At 65.0% G+C, this 21,469-nt stretch carries 10 protein-coding genes; all 10 read left to right on the top strand.

The annotated features are described in order from the left end of the window. The first annotated feature begins 62 nt into the window (after positions 1 to 62). The 10 genes from FB459_RS02260 to FB459_RS02305 all read left to right on the top strand — a co-directional run bounded on the left by FB459_RS02260 (position 63) and on the right by FB459_RS02305 (position 21,466). Positions 63 to 4,691 (top strand): DEAD/DEAH box helicase, encoded by a 4,629-nt coding sequence (locus FB459_RS02260; RefSeq protein ID WP_170221653.1) that lies wholly within the window; start codon positions 63 to 65, stop codon positions 4,689 to 4,691. Beyond that, positions 4,688 to 6,406, top strand: coding sequence for an ATP-dependent helicase (locus FB459_RS02265; protein WP_141927316.1), 1,719 nt, complete (start codon positions 4,688 to 4,690; stop codon positions 6,404 to 6,406). The genes FB459_RS02260 and FB459_RS02265 overlap by 4 nt, the downstream gene beginning before the upstream one ends. Before the next feature lies 1 nt (position 6,407). Beyond that, the gene (locus tag FB459_RS02270) at positions 6,408 to 9,590 is read left to right on the top strand and encodes a helicase-related protein (protein ID WP_141927317.1); all 3,183 of its coding nucleotides are present in this window, start codon (positions 6,408 to 6,410) and stop codon (positions 9,588 to 9,590) included. Continuing rightward, positions 9,580 to 11,292, top strand: coding sequence for a DUF1998 domain-containing protein (drmB, locus tag FB459_RS02275; protein ID WP_141927318.1), 1,713 nt, complete (start codon positions 9,580 to 9,582; stop codon positions 11,290 to 11,292). Before FB459_RS02270 ends, drmB begins: the two co-directional genes overlap by 11 nt. A 79-nt stretch (positions 11,293 to 11,371) precedes the next feature. Further along, positions 11,372 to 13,327 (top strand): helicase-related protein, encoded by a 1,956-nt coding sequence (locus FB459_RS02280; protein ID WP_141927319.1) that lies wholly within the window; start codon positions 11,372 to 11,374, stop codon positions 13,325 to 13,327. A 10-nt stretch (positions 13,328 to 13,337) separates the two neighbouring features. Then, positions 13,338 to 15,785 (top strand): DUF1998 domain-containing protein, encoded by a 2,448-nt coding sequence (locus FB459_RS02285; protein ID WP_141927320.1) that lies wholly within the window; start codon positions 13,338 to 13,340, stop codon positions 15,783 to 15,785. 4 nt (positions 15,786 to 15,789) lie between these two features. After that, complete coding sequence (locus FB459_RS02290; protein ID WP_141927321.1) at positions 15,790 to 18,048, top strand: 3'-5' exonuclease; 2,259 nt, start codon at positions 15,790 to 15,792, stop codon at positions 18,046 to 18,048. A gap of 98 nt (positions 18,049 to 18,146) precedes the next feature. After that, complete coding sequence (locus FB459_RS02295) at positions 18,147 to 19,139, top strand: hypothetical protein (RefSeq protein WP_141927322.1); 993 nt, start codon at positions 18,147 to 18,149, stop codon at positions 19,137 to 19,139. Further along, the gene (locus FB459_RS02300) at positions 19,132 to 19,563 is read left to right on the top strand and encodes a hypothetical protein (RefSeq protein ID WP_141927323.1); all 432 of its coding nucleotides are present in this window, start codon (positions 19,132 to 19,134) and stop codon (positions 19,561 to 19,563) included. The genes FB459_RS02295 and FB459_RS02300 overlap by 8 nt, the downstream gene beginning before the upstream one ends. Before the next feature lie 238 nt (positions 19,564 to 19,801). After that, complete coding sequence (locus FB459_RS02305) at positions 19,802 to 21,466, top strand: IS1634 family transposase (RefSeq protein ID WP_141927224.1); 1,665 nt, start codon at positions 19,802 to 19,804, stop codon at positions 21,464 to 21,466. The last annotated feature ends 3 nt before the right edge of the window (positions 21,467 to 21,469 follow it).

The following is a 21,469-nucleotide window of genomic DNA, read 5'->3' on the forward strand; positions in this document are numbered from 1 at the left end:
ACAAGTGTCGAATGCGTGGGGCATCGGCGCCCCACGTCGTCGTTCGTGATCAAGGGGTGCGAATGCAGGATTGGATCGGCCTCGACGGAGCGATAGCTGCTGCCGTGGAGGAGCAGTCGCGGCGACTGATCGACACGTACCGGACGGATCCGAAGCGTCTCGAGGAAGACGCGAACACGGAACGCTCGATCTCCGAGGGCGCTTACGCACAGCGCCAATTGTTCGAACTCCTGCAGAACGCCGCCGACGCGATGAGGTCGGGCGACGGTCGCTGCGAGGTGATCCTCACCGACCACACGTTGTACGTCGCCAACTCCGGCGAGCCGCTCTCCGTTCATGGCGTGGAGACATTGATGGCCGCTCACCTGTCGGGTAAGCGGGACGAACAGATCGGACGCTTCGGCCTCGGCTTCAAGTCCGTTCTGGCGGTGACGGACAGCCCCAAGATCTTCAGCCGCTCGGGGTCGCTCGGTTTCGATCGCGAATGGTCGAAGTCCGAACTGTCCCGGGTCGTCTCGGGCCGTTCGCACTACCCGGTGGCGCGATTGGCGAGGGCGCTCGACCCACATGGCGCGCGTCGAGACGACCCTGTACTGGACAAGTTGATGGGCTGGGCGACGACCGTCGTCGTGCTGCCGCGCCTGACGAACCGCGAGGTCATCGCCAAGTCGATCAAGGACTTCCCAGCAGAGTTTCTGCTGTTCTCCGGCCATGTCTCCAGGCTGGATCTCGAAGACCGGTCCGGCGGGGCCGCGAGACGTGTGACTGCCGATCGAGGCACCGACGGGCTGATCAGGTTGGACGATGCGGGGAAGCGCTCGTCGTGGTCGGTGGTCACCCGCACCCACCTGCCGAGCGCGGCCGCTTTGAGAGACGGTGGATATCAAGCTGCCCGGGAGAGCGTGCAGGTGAGCTGGGCGGCACCCGTGGAGGGCGTCAATCAGCGGATCGGCAGCTTCTGGGCATTCTTCCCGACCGCCGAGTTGACCACCCTGTCCGGGATCGTCAACGCCCCCTGGAAGCTGGCCGACGACCGTGAGCGCCTCCTCGCCGGAGCGTTCAACGACGAAATTCTGACCGAGGTGCTGCCCGGCCTCGTCTCGTCGGCACTCAGTTCCGTGGCTCGCCCGGATGCGCCCGGCGCGGCTGTCGACGTGCTTCCAGCACGAGGCAAGGAAAGTCGTGGCCACGCCGACGACATCATCAACGGCCCGGTCTACAAGGCGGTCGGAGCAGGTCAGTGCATCCCCAACATGGAGGGGCAACTTCGCCACCCGACTCGGGTCAAGCTCCACCCCTCGGATGTGACCGCGGAGGAGTTGGCCGCCTGGGCGGACGCCTGCACAGATCCTGACGCGTGGGCTCATCATTCCTTGCAGAGCGCTGAGCGACGTTCGAAGGTCTCGCGATTGTTGGCGCTCCACAACCGTGGGGCGGTCGACCTCAAGGAGTGGGTCGAGCACATCGCGAAGACAGGTGGAGTCGACGGGTCTGCTGCCGCCGTGCGCATTCTCGCATCCGTCGTCAAACGCGACCCGTCGCAACGCAGTGTCGCGGTCGGCGCTCGCGTCCTCCTGCTCGAGGACGGAATGCTGGCCCCTCCTCGGCCCGGCCAGGTATTCCTGCCCGGAGGCAACGCAGCATCAGGTCAGATGATCATCGATCAGGTGTTGGCGGCGGACGCCGGGGTGGAACGCGCGCTACGCACATTGGGCATCGAGATCTTCGACGACGCGGGGGAGTTGCGCAACGAGTTGTCTGCACCCCGGGTCGACTGGGCGCGGGTGTGGACGTCGGCCCGACGTCTCGAGCAGGGCGAGGCCGAACGCATCTTCCGCGAGGTGCTCGGCAGGGAACTGCCGACCAGGCTCCAGGTGCGTACCGTCGCGGGCACCTGGAAGTCACCGGGGCAAGTCTTCCTTCCCGGGGCAGTCATACCTGCGGATGGTTCACGGGACGCGAACTTCGTCGTCGATCATCGTTTCCACCAGCAAGATCTTGTGTTGCTGTCCGCACTGGGGTTGGTCGAGCAACCGCATCGGATCGCCGACGCTCCGGCAGAACCATGGCGATCGGCGCGGGCTGCTGATGCACGGGACCAGTACCGCAAGCAGGTACAACAGCCGCGCTTGCCCGACGAGAACATCGAGATCGACCGCGGCCGGGTGCTGTGGCCGCTGGAGTTCTTCGGTGACCTCTCCGCAGAAGGCCGTGCCGTGCTGACCCGTATCGCGCTTAGGGAGTTGGACGGCGACGAGAAGTGGCGTCTTGCCCGCGCGGGCGGCGGAAAGTCGTTCTCGGTGGTGGACCCGACCTGGTTCCGACTGGCGAAGTTCGGCGTGTTCGAGACCGTCGCAGGACTCATGTCGGTGTCGAACACACTCGTGCGCCCGGACGAGGACATCGACGAACGCGATCAACGGTGCCTGCCGTATGCCACCTGGCCGGTGTCGGACCGGCACGCAGAACTCCTCCGCATGAAGTCCGATCCGGAGGACCTCGACGATCAGGCGTGGCAGACAATGCTCGACCGGGCGACGGGATGGGAGCCGCCGCGGCGATTCCACCTGTACGCGTGGGCGGCCTACTCAGGTGTGCCGGCCCCGGCGAGGATCAAGGTCGATCGGGGGCGTGGCCACGCAGAAGTGCCGCCCTCGGACGTCGCGGTGACCGCGGACGAAACGGTTCACCGCCAGTTGGTCGAGGCGGACATCCCGGTCGTTCTCTCCGCGAGTGAGAACGACGCCGCGTGCCTGGTGGAGTCCTGGGGACTGGATGTCGGCGACGATCTGCTCACTCAGACCGTGAGCAGGGACGCCTCCGGCGAGCAGTACCGGTTGCTCGACCGTTTTCCACCACTGGCGAACATGCTCGACCTCGAATGGCACGATCTCGACGTCCAGCCGTGCAGTCGGATCGAACTGCTGACGCGTATCCCGAACAAGGGCGAGGTCTCGTCGCCACTGACCTCTCGCCTCGAGGACGGTGTCCTCTACACGACGGCGATCGAGGACCGCGATGTCCTGCTCGAGGTAGGCCGCGCGACAGGCGATGGCATCAAGCCGCATGTCGTCCTGAAGCGGATGGAGGATCAACGCCTCAGCAAGCTGCGAGCGACGATCGCCGAGACCGAGGACCTTCACGAGAAGCTTGTCCTCGCCATCGGTGCCGATGAGTTGAGGTCGTCCATTCCGGCGCCCGCTCTCGAAGCGATGCGGAGTTCGCTCGGCCGGGAACTCGAGGACGTCGAGATCGCGAGGCTGTCGATTGCGGTGGACGGCTACGCCGTTCTGGAGAACCACGCGCGCGGCCTGAGACAGAACAAGCTGGATCCTCCGGCGATGTGGGCCGGTCGGAGCACCGCCCGTGCCTGGGTGCGCGACCTCTGCTTCCCGGCCGAGTTCGCCGGCTTCGCCGGTTCGCCACGTGACGCAGAGGTCGAGATCGAAGGTCCGCCGACGTTGGGGCCTCTCCACGACTACCAGGGAAAGATCGCACAGCGCATCCAGCGCTTGTTCACTGCTCCGGTGCGGGTGAACAGAGGGATGGTCTCCCTGCCGACGGGTGCCGGCAAGACCCGTGTCGCCGTGCAGGCGGTCGTCGAGTACATGGCGGACGTCGATCACGATGTTCGTGTTGTCTGGCTCGCGGAGACCGATGAGCTGTGCGAGCAGGCGGTCCAGACCTGGGCGACGATCTGGCGACAGTTCGGTCGACCCGGCACTGCGCTCAACGTAAGTCGCCTCTGGTCCACCAACGACACGAACGAGCGGGACGGCCTGCAGGTGGTGGTCGCGACCGACAGCAAACTTTCCTCCATCATCGACCGGGACGACTGGCGGGAAACCTATGGCTGGCTCCGCAACCCCGCGTTGATCGTGGTCGACGAAGCGCACAAGTCCGTCGGTCCGCAGTACACCCGGATTCTGGCCGCCCTCGGAGGCACCGTCCGCGTGGCGGAGATGGAGACCCCGCTCCTCGGGCTGACTGCCACTCCGTTCCGCGGTTTCAATCAGCGTGAGACCGAGACGCTGGTGCGCCGCTACGACCGTCGGCTCGACGAAGGAGTCTTCCCTGACGACGATCCGTACCCGACCCTGCAGCGCATGGGGGTGCTCGCCGCCATCCGACAGATCGAACTCGCGGGTTCCGACATCACGCTGACCGCGGACGAGATCGCGGAGGCCGACAAGTTCAGACGTCTGTCGGCACGCGTGGAAGGTCGACTAGGTGAGGACGAGAAGCGGAACAACACGATCGTCGACTCACTCGCCGAACTCCCCGCCGACAGCCGCGCACTGGTGTTCGCGACGTCCGTGGAGAACGCGAAGGTGCTCGCCGCGCTGCTGTCCTACCGCGGTGTGGAGGCGAGAGCAGTGTCCGGTCAGACATCGTCTTCGGCCCGACGGCAGTACGTCGAGGACTTCAAGGCCGGGCGGGTGCGTGTGCTCACCAACTACAACGTGTTCACCGAGGGCTTCGATGTGCCGGCGGTCGACGCCGTCTACATCACCCGCCCGACATTCAGCCCGAACGTCTATCAGCAGATGATCGGTCGAGGTCTGCGCGGCCCGCTCAACGGTGGTTCGGAGGACGTCCTCATCGTCAACGTGGCCGACAACCTGACCAACTACGGCGGTGAGTTCGCGTTCAAGCACTTCGACCACCTCTGGAAGGCGGACGGCGCATGACGGAGTTGGACTCCTCGCAGCGCGAGGTGGCTGAGGTCGAGCCGGAAACGCGGCAGATCGTGCTCGCGGGACCCGGTGCGGGCAAGTCGGAGACCGTCGGTGCACTGGCAGCGAATCTCGTTGCGACACACAAGCTCTACCCGGAGGAGATCCTGGTCATCTCCTTCAGTCGCGCAGCGGTGAGCGTCGTGCGACGACGTACCGAGCACGTCGTCGACGAGGGTCAGGGAGTGCGTGTGCGCACGATCGACTCGCTTGCGGCATCGCTCGTGGAGGAACTGTCCGATTCGCCGGCTCCGTTCAAGAGTTACGACGACACGGTCCTGCAGGCCATCGCGCTCATGGCCGCGGGCGACGATGTGTTCGGCGACATTCGGCACGTGATCGTCGACGAGGTGCAGGATGTCGTCGGTGTACGGGCGGAGTTCGTGCTCGCACTGTTGGAGGCACTGCCGGACGATGCCGGATTCACCTTGCTCGGTGATCCGCTGCAGTCGCTCTACGACTTCCAGCTGACCGATGACCACCCGATGACGAGTCAACAGTTTCTCGATTCGGTCCGTCGCCGCCGGAACGTGGCACAGCGCGACCTTCGTGGTGAATATCGTTCCCGCACAACGGTCGCCGGCGAGATGAGTCGACTCCGCAAGGAGTTGGAGGGTCTCGATCCGTCGCGTAGACGGCGGCGTGTCGAGACCGCCTCAGCTGATCTGTCGCCCCTGGGAGAACTGGACGAGGACGCTGTCGAGACGATCGCCTCGTGGCGTGGCCGGACCGTCCTGCTGTGCGACACCAACGCCCGTGCGGCGCTCGCTGCCTCAGCGCTTGCCCGCCATGGCGTCCGAGCCGAGGCGGTCGCGGAAGCGCGGGATGTGAGCCACCCGGCGTGGATCGCCCTCGCACTGGCCGATCACCAGCACACCCGCATCGAGCGATCCGAGTTCATGGCTGTGGCCGAGGGGGCCGGATGCCCCGACGTGGACGAAGCCTGGCGGCAGATGAGGACGGTGGCAGGGGCCGGCTCAGGCGTGGACATCCGCACCTTCGCGCGGCAACTCGCCGGCCTTCGGGGTCGAGACATGTTCAGGCGAGTGCCGGAGAGCCCCATCGTGGTCTCGACGGTTCACCGGGCGAAGGGCCTGGAGTTCGACAACGTGGTGTTGGTCGATTCCGACGACTGGAGCAACGATCTCGGCGACGCCGAACGCATGGCCTCGATGCTGTACGTGGCAATGTCGAGAGGCCGCGACCGCGTGACCAAGGTCGACGGCATCGACGTGGGCAGATGGCGACGAGCCGCGTACGGCGACGGCGAGCGGCCGTGGGTCAAGCGGCCCTTCCGTGCTCGAGGTCTGCTCGGCGTGCTGATGGAACCGAGGATGGCGCGAGCCTTCGGCGCGACGGGGTCAGGGGTCACCGAGACTCTCGGCGCGATCGTCACCTGGGAGGAGACCGAGCCCTTGATCGACGAGGCAGGAAACGAGTTCCCGAGTTGGGTGGCGTCGGTCGATGATGAGCCGATCGCTCGCACCGGAGAGCACTTCGGGCGCTTCATGGCACGGGAGTGCGCCCGAGGGGTCATCCCACGTCTGAACGGAGGGCGGGTCGACGGCTTCGAGACCGCCCTCGGCGAACCAAGGAGCGAGCAGCCCGGCCGGCACGGCCTTTGGGTCGCAGCTCGCATATCCGGATCCGTCGATCTCGAGTGGAGCTGACATGCCATCACTTCAGGACGCATACAGGACAAGGGACTTCGTCGTCCGAAGGCTCGAGGAAGATCTCCTCGGTGGTGAGTTCGACCAGGAACTCAGCGAAAAGCCGATGTCACGGTTCGTCGTCGGCGTGCTCTACCCCGACACGAGTTTTTCGTCGGTGGCCACTCCAGACACCCCCGAGGCCGATCAGGTCGACACTTCGAACGACGGGAACGCCGGCGCATCGGTGACCGAGGGACTCGACGACCCGGTCGTCTCACTTGCTCGGGTGAGGTACCCGCGCACGATGGGCCTGACGTTCGCGGGCGATCCGACGCAGGGGCGGACGGTGACCCTGACGGTGACCGCAGCGAGGTACCGGCAGATCGCCTCGGAGCCGGACGAGCGCTGGGTTCGTGAAGAGGTCGCCCCAGACCCGATCGAAATCGACCTGACTGTTCCCGCCAACCGTGATGTCGAGCTTGTTCCGGGTCTGGATCTCAGGATCGTCGTACGTCAGGCGGACGACGAGGTGGTGGCGGTGACCGTTGCCTTGGTGAATTCGGCCGTCGCCGAACCGGGTGACAAGGACGGTGCCTGTTGGTTCCGTCCGTGTATCACCGTGTCCGCGCCGGAGGGTGTGCTCTGCGCCCGTCGTGAAACGGTCGTTGCCGGCCTGGACGACGACGAGGTGAAGGCACAGCACCTGCTGTTCAGCGATGTGAAGTCCTATGCGATCGGCCACGGCTGCGCAGTCGAGTGGGACGACGCTCAGGCAACATCCATCTCGACCACCTTCCTTCCTCGGCACGAACTCCTGCTGAGTGACCCGGGCGGTCTTGATTCCGTCGATCTGAGAATGACGCACCTGGCGGACTCCACGACGTTCGGCGAACTGGAGTCGCTGGTCGAGGACTACAGGCGCTGGATCGATGGCCTGTCCGACGACGACCTGTCGGCCGACGACTCGAACGCCCTCGACCGCCACAAGACAGAGGCCGGCGCGGCCGCCGACCGAATGCTGCGTGGAATCAACCTGCTCCGTACGAACGACGATGTGCGGCAGGCATTCCGATTGATGAACCTGGCGATGGCCCAGCAGCGGAGCCGTCAGGAATTTCATCGAAACGGCGGCATCGGCGATCCGTCGCAGGCGGATGTCGAGAAGGCGGGATGGCGTCCCTTCCAGATCGCCTTCATCCTCGTGAACCTCGAGGGGCTCGCTGTCGCCGACTCAGCCGAACGCGAGCTCGCCGACCTGCTCTGGTTTCCAACCGGTGGTGGAAAGACGGAGGCATACCTCGGCCTCGTCGCGATCTCGATCATGCTTCGCCGCATCCGTGATCCGAAGGCAGCCGGCGTCTCCGTTCTCATGCGGTACACGCTGCGCCTGCTGACGCTCCAGCAGTACCAACGAGCGACCGGACTGATCTGTGCGCTGGAGGATCTGCGCTTGCGTGAGCTCCCGACCACCAAGCCGATCAGCATCGGCCTGTGGGTAGGACAGGCATCGACACCGAACAAGCTCGAGGATGCCAACCGCGCGCTCCGCCGAGCCAACAGACACAACCCGGCCGACGATGTCGAGGACGCGGCGGATCCGGTTCAACTCAGGCAATGTCCCTGGTGCGGAACGGAATTGACGCACAAACAGTACAAAGTGGCCTACGGTCGGATGACCGTGTCCTGCCGCAACACGGGTTGTCGGTTCCACAACGAGCTTCCGGTGTGGATCGTCGACGAGGACGTCTACCGGGAGCGTCCGTCGCTGCTGATCGGCACGGTCGACAAGTTCGCAATGATGCCGTGGAAGCGTGATGTCGGGAATCTGTTCGGCACCGAGGGTTCGACGACCGGCAGTCACGCCGACCCGCCGCCGGACCTGATCGTCCAGGACGAACTCCATCTCATCAGCGGCCCCTTGGGCACCGTGGTCGGTCTGTACGAGACCGCTGTCGATGCGGCGTGCAGTCGTCCGCATCGTCCGAAGGTGGTCGCGTCGACCGCGACCATTCGTCGCGCGACCGACCAGGTGCGGGCGGTGTTCGCCCGCGAGGCGCGCCAGTTCCCGCCGCCTGGGCGTACCTATCGGCACTCCTACTTCGCGGTGGAGGCACCGAAGGAGGTCAAGGGGTCGCGTGAGTACGTGGGAGTCATGGGAGCCGGCACCAGCCACACGACCGTCATGGTTCGTGTCTATGCATCTCTGCTGCAGAGCGCGGCAGCCGTCGGTGCGGATGATGAGACCGCCGACCTGTACTGGACGCTGCTGGGCTACTTCAACAGTCTGCGGGTGCTCGGTGGCGCGTTCATCCAGGTGATCGACGACGTCCCCATGGAGATGCAGGTGATCGCCAACCGTCGTGGCGAGGACAGGCGAGAGCTGGCCGACCCGCGCGAGATGACCTCGCGCAAGAAGTCGAGCGAGATCCCGGAGGAACTGAAGATCCTCGAGAAGCAGCGGGGCGAGGTCGACGCTGCCGACACGGTTCTGGCCACGAACATGATCTCGGTCGGAGTCGACGTCGATCGCCTTGGGCTCATGGCGGTGATGGGGCAACCGCAGACCACCGCGGAGTACATCCAGGCGACGTCTCGCGTCGGGCGCCGCATGCCGGGTCTCGTGGTCACCATGTTCAACGCGGCTCGAAGCCGAGACCTGTCGCACTACGAGAATTTCGCCGGCTACCACCGGATGCTCTATCGGCACGTGGAGGCGACCGGTGCCACGCCCTTTGCTCCACGGGCGAGGGACAGAGCGCTGCACGGGGTTCTCGTTTCGATGGCCCGGCTCACCATCAAAGCTGCGGCGCCGGATCAGGCCGCGGGCAAGATCGAGGACTGGAAACAGGAACTCGAACATTGTGTCGACGAGATCGTGCGTCGGGTCGATGTCGTGAGGTCGGGTTCGTCCTACAGCCCGGATGACGAGTCCCCCGACAAGGTGCGCGACGAACTGGACGAACTCATCGGAAACTGGATGAACGACGCATACAAGATCGACCACTATCCCGGTTGGTTCGACAAACGAGTCGGAGCACTCATCCAGGAGGCCTCCCGGGCGGTCAGCGCCGACGACGACGTGTCGCCGAACTTCCCGGTCACCGAAACTCCATGGCCGACGCTCACCAGCATGCGCGACGTCGACGCCGAATCCACTCTGTTCTTCGTCCGGACGAGAGGTAGGAGCTCCCGTGAGCGCTAAGCGTGCAGGACGTGGTCGCCGCAGCAGCATGGTGTCGACCTTCGGGATCGGATCGCTGTTCCCCGCCGAGAACGAGAGCGTGATGATCTGCGGTCTCGACGACTGGCCCAAGGGCCCGGAGGTGCTCGAGCCACGGCTGGCCGAGAGCATGGGTGTCCACACGTTCCGCCTGCCGGCCGCGGGAAGGAAAGCCGGCGATGTTCCGGTCGTCCGGTTCCCGGATTGGGCCTTCTGCCCGGACTGTCGTCGGCTCGACGTCTCATGGAAACTCGCGAGGGGTGACAGCCGACGCTGTGAATGCACCGGTGTCATCGCACCCTCGCGGTTCGTCGCCTGTTGCCCAAGAGGACATATCGACGATTTCCCGTATTTCGCGTGGGTGCACGGGCGGGGTAAACAGGACCGCGACGGTCACTCTCTGAAGCTCAACACCGAAGGACGATCGTCGGCGCTCGCGGACCTCGTCGTCGACTGCTCGTGCGGCAAGTCGCGCTCGCTTCAAGGAGCCTTCGACTTCAATGCACTGAAGGATGTCACTTCGTGCTTCGGAAGGCGGCCTTGGTTGCCGGAAGAACCGAAGGACCCGGTGGACTGTGATCAGGTGCCACGCACCCTTCAACGCGGTTCCTCGAACGTCTGGTTCGCCTCGACCCGCTCCGCGATCTCCATTCCCTCGGTCCGCTCGCGGGCGCGCGATTTCGCCGAACGGAAGTTCCGCGACGCGAATCCGTCGAAGTCGAGCGAGGATCTCGCTGGGATGTTCCTGCCGCCGCCGGGTTGTTCGGTCGAAGACATCATCGAGGCCATCGACGAGATGCTCTCGCCCTCTGCCGGCCGCAAGCGGCGGCCCAGCGATGCAGAACTGCGCGCCGAGGAGTACCGCGCACTGGTCAACGGGCTGGACGAGGATCAGGAGGGAAGTCACCAATTTCTGTGCGTGGAGACCGACCTCACCGGCAGCGATGTGGACGAGGCCGTCGCGCAGATCTCCCGTGTCTCCCGGCTCCGGGAGGTACGTGCCCTGGCCGGATTCTCGCGGGTGACACCGAGCGCTCCCGAGGACCCGGATACCGGAGAGGCCATGCTGTCTCCGCTGAGTGTGTCCAAGGACATCGACTGGCTGCCGGCGGTCGAGGTGCTCGGGGAGGGTGTTTTCGTCCGACTCGACGAGGACAAGCTGACGCAATGGTCGAACACCACGTTCGCACGGGAGCGGGCACGACGACTCCTCGAGGTACAGGAGCGCCTGCCCGCCACCTCGCTGGCCCGGCGCTTCGAGGTGAGCCAACGGACAATTGTTCTGCATACGCTTGCCCACGCCCTCGTCGACGAGTTCTCACTCACCGCTGGTTATCCGGCGGCGTCGCTGCGTGAACGCGTCTACGACGCCGAGAACCAAGCCGGTATTCTCATCTACACCGCGACGGCGGACAGCGCCGGAAGTCTCGGTGGGCTGGCTGCCCTCAGCGACCCCCATCGGTTCAATGGGATTCTTCGTTCGGCGATCAAGCGGGCGGAGTGGTGTACGAGCGACCCGGTCTGCATCGAGTCCGGCCCCACCGGAGTCGACGGCATGAACCTGTGCGCCTGCCACGCGTGCCTGCTGCTTCCCGAAACGAGTTGCGAGCGTTTCAACGTCGTCCTCGATCGCGCCTGCCTCGTCGGCGCTGAAGGCGAGGACGGGCTGTTCTCTCACTTGTGACCTCAGGGGCCGAGATATAGGCAGCACAACGCAATTCGCATTCCGGAGCAGTCGAGGAGACCTGATTACGATGCAACACATGCCGAGTGGAACCTTGACGATGGACAATCTCGCTCCGGGTTCCCTGGTGGTGGTGCGCGACGAGGAGTGGCTCGTCACGCAGGTCTCCCAGAACCGCGACGGCACGTTGATCACGGCCCAGGGGTTGTCCGAACTCGTCGCCGGCACAACGGCTCAGTTCAGTGAGGCGTTCGACGAGATCGAGGTCTTCGACCCGAAGCTGACGAAGGTCGTCGCCGACGATTCGCCGAACTATCGCCGCGCCCGCCTCTGGTTGGAGGCAACACTGCGGAAGACGCCGCTGCCGGTCGGTGACTCGACGCTCGCGGTCGCCGACGACATGCTGCTCGACCCGCTCGACTACCAGCGCAGCGCGGTCCGTAAGGCACTCGACCCCGAGATCCTGCGGCCGCGCATCCTGCTCGCTGACGCGGTCGGCCTGGGCAAGACCGTTGAGATCGGCATGATCCTGTCGGAGCTGGTGCGCCGTGGTCGAGGAGAACGCATTCTCATCGTCACCCCACGGCACGTGCTCGAACAGATGCAGCACGAGATGTGGACGCGGTTCGCGCTGCCGTTCGTCCGGCTCGACTCGGTCGGCATCCAACAGGTGCGACGCCGGCTTCCGGCGACTCGCAACCCCTTCAGTCTCTACAAACGGGCGATCATCTCGATCGACACCTTGAAGAGCGATCGCTATCTCGCCCATCTGCGCAAGCACCACTGGGACGCCGTGGTCATCGACGAGTCCCACAACATCACCGGGGCGACTCAGAACAACCGGCTCGCGAATGTCCATGCACCGCAGACCGATGCACTGATCCTGGCGAGCGCCACTCCGCACAACGGTAAGAAGGAGTCCTTCGCCGAGTTGATGCGGCTGCTCGAGCCGACAGCCGTCGGGCCCGACGTTGAGATCGACCCCGCCGACATCAAGCGGCTGGTCGTACGGCGTCACCGGCACTCCCCGGAGGTCGCGAGCGTGGTCGGCGCCGATTGGGCCGAGCGGACGGAGCCGCAGAACATCCTGGTGCCCGCGTCCGCCGAGGAGAACGCGATCGCTCAGGAGATCGCCGACCACTGGATCTACGGCGACTCGAAGCGGACCGGTGCCGAGCAACTGTTCGGCTGGACGTTGGCCAAGGCGTTCCTGTCGTCACCCGTCGCTTTGGCCGAGACGGCGAAGGCACGGATCAAGCGCGCCGAGAATCTGTCCGTCTCGGACACCGAATCGCTCGAACGTCTCGTCGAGCTCGGCGAGAAGGCTCAGGGCAAGGTCAGGAAGTACGGCGCACTGCTCGGCGAGCTCGACCGCATCGGAATCGGTTCATCGTCGAGCGAGCGAGTGGTCATCTTCGCCGAGCGGATCGCGACGCTTCACTGGTTGCGCGACAGGATCATCAAGGACCGAAAGATGTCCGATGGCCAGGTGGGTGTTCTGCACGGTGGGCTGAGCGACGTCGAGCAGCAGGAGATCGTCGAGTCCTTCAAGCAGGAGGGCTCTGCCATTCGCGTGCTCGTCACCGGCGACGTCGCCAGCGAGGGTGTGAACCTCCACCGTCAGTGCCACGAACTCATCCATTTCGACATTCCGTGGTCGCTCATCCGGATCGAACAGCGCAACGGACGTATCGACCGTTACGGCCAGAAGCACCCGCCACGGATCACCACCCTGCTCCTGCAACCGAGCGACGAACGGTTCTCCGGTGATGTTCGTGTGTTGCGCTCGCTGATGGAGAAGGAGCACGAAGCACACAAGGCACTCGGTGACACCGCTTCCCTCATGGGTCAGACCGTGCGATCGCGCAGCACAAGGCCGAGGTCGAGGAACTGCGTCATCGGAAGAAGGCGGTGGTGGCGAGCATCCCCGACCTGCGGGAGAAGGCCGAGCTGCCGGCCGCGAGCGACGACAAGGCCGCTTATCGATCGGCGATCGGCACTCGCAAGCTGCTCCAGGCTGTTCTGTCGGACATGAACAACGCCCCGTGGATCGGTGGGCTGGAGATGCGTGGCCTGCTGCCCAACTCTCCTTGCTCGACGACAAGGTGGAACTCGACGTCCAGATCTCCTGGATCGATCCCGATACCGAGCGCTTCGGAAGCGACTCGATGGTGATCGATCGAGGATCGGCCCGAGCCCTCACCGAACTCGCGCCCGGCACCAGCCTCTACGCGCACGGCCTGGAGATGCGGGTCGACGGTATCGAGGTCAGCCAGGATCAGACCGAGATCGCCACCCACGTCCTGTGCAACACCTGCGGCCATCACGCGACCGTGACACCGACGTCCCCGTCGCCCGGCTCGTGCCCGCAGTGCGGCAGTGCAGGCATCGCGGACACCGGTCAGCCCTTCGAAGCCGTCCGGCTGAGACGAGTGTTCTCGGAGATCCGTCGTTACGACGCCAAGATCAGCGACAACAGCGACGAGCGGCACTCGACCCGGTTCGAGGTGTTGACGGCCGTCGACTTCGATCCCGCCAGGCTCGTCGGGCAGTGGTCGGTGGAGCAGGTCGGCCTCGGGGTGCCCCATTACCGCCGGTTGCCGGTGCGCTGGTTCAACCTCGGACGCTCGACGAACGCACCCAGCACTCGAATGCTCGCCGGCCGTGAACTGGCCGCGCCACTGTTCCGGGTCTGTGCTGCATGCGGAAAGCTCGACGGCGCTGCGGGCACCAATTCGCCCAGAGAACACCGTGGCTGGTGTACGCATCGCACGTCCACGACCGAACACACGCGACAGCTCGCGTTGTACCGCGAGTTGATGACCCAGGGTGTGGCCATCAGTCTGCCGCCCAGCGTCACGGCCGACCCTTACAGCGTCCCGAGCCTTCAGGCTGCGTTGCTGCTCGGTCTGCGGGAGACGATGGGCGGATCGCCCGACCATTTGCGTATCGAGGTCGTTCCCCATCCACTCGGCGATGCCGAAGGCAATGTGCGCGACGCGCTTCTCCTGCACGACACGGTGCCCGGAGGAACCGGCTACCTGACGGATCTGGTCTCGCCGGCTCGGCTCTGGGCGATCCTCGTTCGTGCCGCTCGTGCGCTCGAGGACTGTCCGTGTCAGTTCGAGGACCGCGCCTCCTGCCACCGCTGTCTGCTGCCGTTCACCCGATTCCCTTCCGTTGCAACTCGACTGGACGCGATCCGGGCACTCCGTGTCCTGCTCGCGACCGACGCCGAGCAGTCGTTCGCTGCACTGGAACTGGACGACCCGTCGTGGAGCGTGGTCGACAAACCGGTCGACCCGGGTTGGGGCGAGTCGAGCTTCGAACAACAGTTCCGAACGAAGTTCGCCGAGCGCATGGACGGCGTCGCCCCGGTGAAGCAGGTGACCGGCACCAACGGCGTCGAGCTCCGCATTTCGGCAGCGTCCCGGGAGTGGGTGCTGCGCCCGCAGGTACTGACCCACGGGACACGTCCGGACTTCATGCTCACGGCGCCCGGCGTCCCCGACTACGCGATCTACACGGACGGCAAGGCGTTCCATGCGTCCGCCGTCCACAACAACCTCGCGGATGATGCGGTCAAGCGGGAGGTCTTGCGAGCCAAGGGGATTCGAGTCATCTCGATTCCATGGTCGGACCTCGACGAACCGCCGGCCCCGGAGTGGCTCGATGAAGGCCTCGTCTCCAAGCGGATGGCCACCCCGGTCGGTGCCGGCATCTCGAAGGCCGCACGGGACGAACTCGTGGCGGGTTCGTTGGGCCTGCTGACGGGCGTCGTCAGCGATCCATTGTCGGCACCCCGTGGAGTGCTTGCGCGTGTGCTTCCTCTGTTGTTGTCCCAGCAACCGGGCGGTGGCTCACGCTCGATCCATCCCGACGAGGACCTTGCTTCTGTCGCAGCGGAACTTGTCGCCGATGCCGATCGGGAGTTTCCGTCCAACGGCCCGAAGGCGATCGTGTACCGGATGCCGCACGTCGCGCTGGTTGCGCGCATCCAAGGCATCAGCGCCACCGAAGTCGCACTCGTCCTGGACGACTCCGACGAGGCATTGGCGGACCCGTCCCACGCGCAGTCCTGGCGGGAGTGGCTGCGACTTTCGAACGTCCTCGCCCACGCGGCCGACATCGACGCGCGGATCACCGTCACCTCACTGGTCGGTGGCGAACAGTCTGCGCAGCCGTCAGCGACGCTCTCCGGCGATTGGGCCGGCGTGGACCTCGGTGACGTCGGACCGTCGGTGGTCGAAGCCGTCGGCGCGATGTCGCAGGCGGGTCTGCCTTCGGCGGACATGATGGTCGAACTCTCCGGTGTCATGGCCGACGCCGTCTGGCGCGAACGGAAGCTGGTGCTGCTCGACGGCGAAGCTCCCGACGAGGACGCCGACGAGCTTCGTGGTCGCGGCTGGACCGTGCTCCGAGCGACCGCCGATTCCGACCTCGGTGCACTCATCGACGAAGTCCGCGCCGTTCTGATCGACAGCAGGAAGTGACCCGATGCCTCTTCTGATTCTCAGCAAGGTCAAGGACGGACTCGACCCGTCCATGAAGAAGAAGGCGTTCGCCTTCCTGGAGAAACTGCAGGAGGACGACACACTTCCCGGCCTTCACATCGAACCCATTCAGGGATCGGTCGATTCGCGGGTGCGTACCGGCCGGGTCGATGACAACTACCGGTGCGTGCTGTTCAAGATCGTCGGTCAGGACGATCCGGTGTACGTGATCCACGGTGTGTGGCCGCACGACAAGGCGAACAAGATCGCCGAGAGCGTCCACCTGTCGATGAACCCCATCAACGGGGTGCCCGAGATCACGAGCGTGGTCAGCAGTGTGAAGGCGGCTGCGGCGAAGCCTGCCGTCGAGACGGAGCCGTCGTCCGACGTCCCGGTCGAGACTGCGCCGACTGTTCCGGCGCCGTCGGTCGTTCCTGAGGCGGAGAGTGCACCGAGCTGGCCTGCCGGCCTGACCGCCGATGTGTTGCACACCGAGCTCGGCATCGACGAGCAGCTTGCGTCGGCAGCGATGGCAGTGACGACCGAGGGCGACCTACTGAGCCTGATCGAGACGGTGGACGTCGAGTGGCAGGCCCAGATGCTCCTGGACCTCGCCACCGGTACGCCGGTGGACGAGGCGCGGTCGAAGATGGGGCTCGACCAGAAGGTCGACGTCGGCGACGGCACCGAGGACGAGAAGCTCATCCGGAGCCTCAAGCACCCAGCGGCACAGGCGTCCTTCCACTGGATCGACGACGACGAGGAACTGCGTCGCATCGTCGAGGCCGGTGACCTGGTCGCGTGGCGTCTGTTCCTTCACCCGGAACAGCGCAAGTACGCCGACGGTGCGTACAAGGGAGCGTTCCGTCTTTCGGGCGGCGCGGGAACGGGAAAGACCGTGGTCGCGCTGCACCGCACGTGGCGCCTGGCCCAGGAGAACCCGAAGGCTCGGGTGCTGCTGACCACCTACACCCGAAATCTCGCCGAGGACCTGGCGCAGGGACTGCGACAGCTCGACGAATCGATCACCTTGCAGAACTCCCTCGATTCGGCCGGGGTCCACGTGAAGGGCGTGGACCAGACCGTCCGTGCGGTCCTGCAGGCTGCCGGGAGTGGTTTGGACGAAGCGACGGCAAAAGTGTTGGGGGACAGTCGAACCGTTCTCGGCACACCGACGAGCGGCGAGCTCTGGAAGGAAGCCATCGACAACGCCGACGCCGACCTTCCTGCCGATCTGCTCACGTCCGCGTTCATGAGCGCCGAGTACGGGCTGATCGTCCTTCCGAATCGAATCACCACCTCGACCGGGTACGTCCGGGTGCGACGAACTGGTCGCGGTGCTGCGCTGGACCGCGCCAAGCGGCTCGAGGTGTGGAAGGTGATCACCGAGTACCGCATGCTCGCGCGAGCGAACGACACCACGGACTGGCAGGAGAAGGCGGAGATTGCCGCGGCCTGGCTCGAGTCGAACAAACGGACGTTCTTCGATCACGTGGTCGTCGACGAAGCGCAGGACCTGAACCTGTCCCAGTTGCGTTTCCTGAGAGCGGTCGTCGCCGAGGGGCGGGACGACCTGTTCATTTGTGAGGACTCGCACCAGAGGATCTACGGACAGAAGGTCGTCCTGTCACACGTCGGGATCCAGATCCGCGGCCGTGCACGACGGCTCACCTTGAACTATCGGACCACGGCACAGAACCTCGACTGGGCCATGCACATTCTCGCTGGCGGAGACTTCACCGACCTCGAAGGCGAGAGCGAGAAGCACCCCTATCACTCGGCGCGTTCGGGGCCAGTTCCTCGCCTGCTGCCCACCGCATCAATGAGTAAGGAGCTTGACCAGGCAGCCGAATTGATCCGTACATGGCTACCGTCCGGTGACGGCGAGAGCGATCGTGCTCCCAAGCCCGAAGCGATCGCCGTCCTTGTCCGTGACAAGTACCGTCGGCAGTCCGTCGTCAGCGGCCTCGCCGAGCGAGGGCTTCAGGTGCGGTCGGTCGACCAGGAGAACGCGAAGCCCGGAATGCCTCTGGTGATGACCATGCACCGTGCGAAGGGGCTCGAGTTCACGCACGTGCTGTTGTTCGGTGTACACGAGGGTTCGGTGCCGCACGGGCTGAAGGACTACAAGGCGAGCGACGAGGATTTCGTCGATGCCATGTTGCGCGAGCGTTCGTTGCTCTACGTTGCATCCACGAGAGCCAGGGATGTGCTCGCCGTGAGTTGGTTCGGAGCGATGTCCACCTTGCTGGGAGCCTGGTAAGCAGGTTATAGGCACGGAGGTTCTCCGAAACCGCACTGTTACGTCGTCGTCCACCAGTACAGTCACAATCCCGATGTACCCACCCGCTGGAGTCGATCATGGTTCTTCCCCTTGTCCCGTTGGTCCTGTGGGGCATAGGTGCTTCGACCGGAGCGACCGGCGCCTGCTTCGGCTTGAAGGGCGGCTACGACCTCAAGAAGGCGCAATCCGTTATTCGGGAGGCTGGGGCGCGTTACGAAAAGGAACGTGAGTACGCCGGGGAGCGCGTTCGGGCCACGAATGAGGTACTGAATCAACTGGGCGCTTGTCAGGAGTTCGCGCACCGTGCAGTCGTCCGCAGGTTTGCTGATTTTCTTCGTCGTAACGAGAAGCACGTCACTAACAAGGACAAGTTGCTTATCGATGGTCTCGAGTCGAAGGACGAGCAGGTCGCGCTCGATGCTCGACTGGGCCAGGACGCGGTTTCATGGATGCGAGGGATCATCGGTTCCGGCGCCACCGGTGTCGGGATCAACGCAGGTCTCACCGGTCTGGTCATGGGTGTTGGCTCGGCGAGCACGGGTACCGCGATCTCCTCCCTTGGAGGCGCCGCCGCGACGAATGCGACGCTTGCCGCCCTCGGCGGAGGAAGCCTTGCCAGTGGCGGTGGAGGCATGGCTGCCGGGGCAGCGGCACTGAACGTGGTGACGCTGGGGCCTGCACTGCTCGTGAGCGGTCTGGTTGTAGCCGGTCAGGGACAGAAAGCCAGAACGAAGGCTCGTGAGAATGAGGCAACGGTGAACACCGCCATCGAGGACCTTCGGCTCAAGATAGTTCAGCTCGACGCGATCGAAGCGCGAGCGGCAGAGCTGTCCTCGCTCCTGGGCGGCCTGGTCGAGAGGGCCTCGCCGCTCCTGGATCGACTCGAATCCGTGGAGCCTTTCGAGCCGGAACGTGATGGCGCAACTCTGCAGCAAGTTCTCGACATTGCGAAGGGGATCGTCGAAGTGGCGAGCGCGGAAGTTGTCGATGAAACTGGCGGGCTGAACGCAGAGACGACCGGCTTGACGATGAAGTACCGGACGATGACGAAGGATGCTGAAGATGTCTGACAAGCCCGCAGTGGTCGGCAAGATCGTCCGAGGGGCGAAGGCTTCTCCCGTGCCGGCAGTGGATGCACTCTCTGCACTGCGGGAGATCGTGCACGCAGCCCATGATTACGGAAAGATCCGGCAGGAGGAATCGACCAAGCGCGCAGCGATTGGTGCAGCCGAAAGGGTTCAGGTCGATCGAATTCAAGCCGCTGAGAACACACTAAGACAGTACTTCGACAGGGTCTTCGAAGAGCGCGCCAAGACCGGTGGTGAGTTGTTCGTGCGACTCGACCAGGCGATGGAATCAGGCGATCCTCAGATGGTGCAATCAGTCGTGGCCGGCATCGTCGGCTTGGCGCAATCGTCACCCCTGGCAGGCCTGAGCGATTTCGGAAAGTTCTGGGCCGAACTGGGCACGGCAGATAATCCGGTGGAGCTGTAGCTTGGATTCCTACGGTCGGCGACGATGACGCCGGTACGCAGCCATCAGGCATCTTGATCGATAGCTGCCCGCGAACCAGTTCGGTCCGGTTAGGCTCGCGTCGTGTCGGACCATACGCAGAATCTGGCCTGAGTTGGGTCACTTTGATGGATTCGAGGGGTTTGAATCGCTGTGACCTGCGGGGATGCCGACGATTAGTGTGTCGCTAAGGCACTAATTCGATGGTGAGGGTCGCGCGGTGGTGTGGATTCGGCGGGTGCGGACGGCCTCGGGAGCGACCGCGGTGCAGATCGCTGAGTCGGTCAACGGTCGGCGTCGGATCGTGCGTCATGTCGGGTCCGCCAGGAACGAGGCCGACCTCGGGTTGCTGATGGAGCAGGCGCGGGCTCTGCTCGCCGATGACCGGCAGGGGGTGCTGGACCTCGGGATCACGCCGGTGGCCGCGAAGGCGGTGATGGTGCCCGCGGCGCGGCCGTCGGGGCTGTTCATGGACCCCGAGCCATCGTCGGCAGTGTCGGCAGTGCCAGCGGTGTCAGCGGCTCGGCCGATGGTGTCGAGGTCACGGGTGCTCAAGACGTCCTCGGGGCTGCTGTACGGGGCCCTGGCCGGGGTGTACACGGACCTGGGTTTCGATGTCGTGGCCGATGACATCTTCCGGGACTTGGTGATCGCTCGGGTCGTGGAGCCGACGAGCCTGCTCGATGTGGACCGGGTCCTGGCCGAGTTGGGGCGGCGAGCGGTGAGTCTGTCGACGCGGAAGCGGACGTTGCGGCGGGCGCATCAGGGCTCGTACCGCGACCAGGTCGCGGTGGCCTGTTTCGAGCACGCCTGCACCAGCGGTGATGTGTCGTTGGTGTTGTACGACGTCACCACGCTCTACTTCGAGGCGGAGAAGGAGGACGGCCTGCGTAAGGTCGGGTATTCCAAGGAGCGGCGGGTCGACCCGCAGATCGTGGTCGGGTTGCTGGTCGACCGGGAAGGGTTCCCGCTGGAGATCGGCTGCTTCGAAGGCAACAAGGCCGAGACGGCCACGATCATCCCGATCGTCAAGCAGTTCCAGGAACGCCACAACATCGCGGACATGGTCGTGGTCGCCGACGCGGGGATGCTGTCCACGTCCAACCTCACAGCCCTCGACGAGGCGAACTTGCGGTTCATCGTGGGCTCCCGGGTGACCAAGGCACCCAAGGATCTGGAGTCTCATTTCCGGTGGCACGGTGACGCGTTCACCGACGGGCAGCTCATCGATACCCTCACCCCACGGACCGGGCACACGGTCGAGAACGACCCGAACCTCAAGGCGGAACCGGTGTGGGATCGGGAGCAGCATCCCGGGTCGTGGCGGGCAGTGTGGGCGTACTCCGCGAAACGCGCCGCCCGGGACAGCACCACCTTGACCCTGCAGGAGAACCGCGCCAAGGCCGTCGTCGCCGGTGAAAAGGCCGCGCGGACACCACGATTCGTCAAAACCACCAACGGTTCACGCACGCTGGATGAGGCGTCACTGGCGAGGGCACGCCGGCTGGTCGGGCTCAAGGGGTACGTCACCAACATCCCGGCCGAACTGATGCCCGCGAGCGAAGTGATCGCCAGCTACCACGACCTGTGGCACGTCGAGCAATCATTCCGGATGTCCAAGACCGACCTGCGCGCCCGGCCCATGTTCGCCCGCACCCGCGACGCGATCGAGGCCCACCTCACCATCGTGTTCACCGCCCTCGCCGTCAGCCGCGAAGTACAAGCCCGGACCGGGCTGTCCCTGCGCCGTGTCCTGCGCGCCCTCAAACCACTGCGCTCAGCCACCATCGAAATCAACGGCGTCGTCACGACCATCCCACCCGCACTGAACAGCGACGAAGCCGAGATCATCGAGGCGCTGGAACGCCCGCCCTCAAGGCACTAAGCG

It is taken from the genome of Yimella lutea (assembly GCF_006715095.1).
Taxonomy (GTDB): Bacteria; Actinomycetota; Actinomycetes; order Actinomycetales; family Dermatophilaceae; genus Yimella; species Yimella lutea.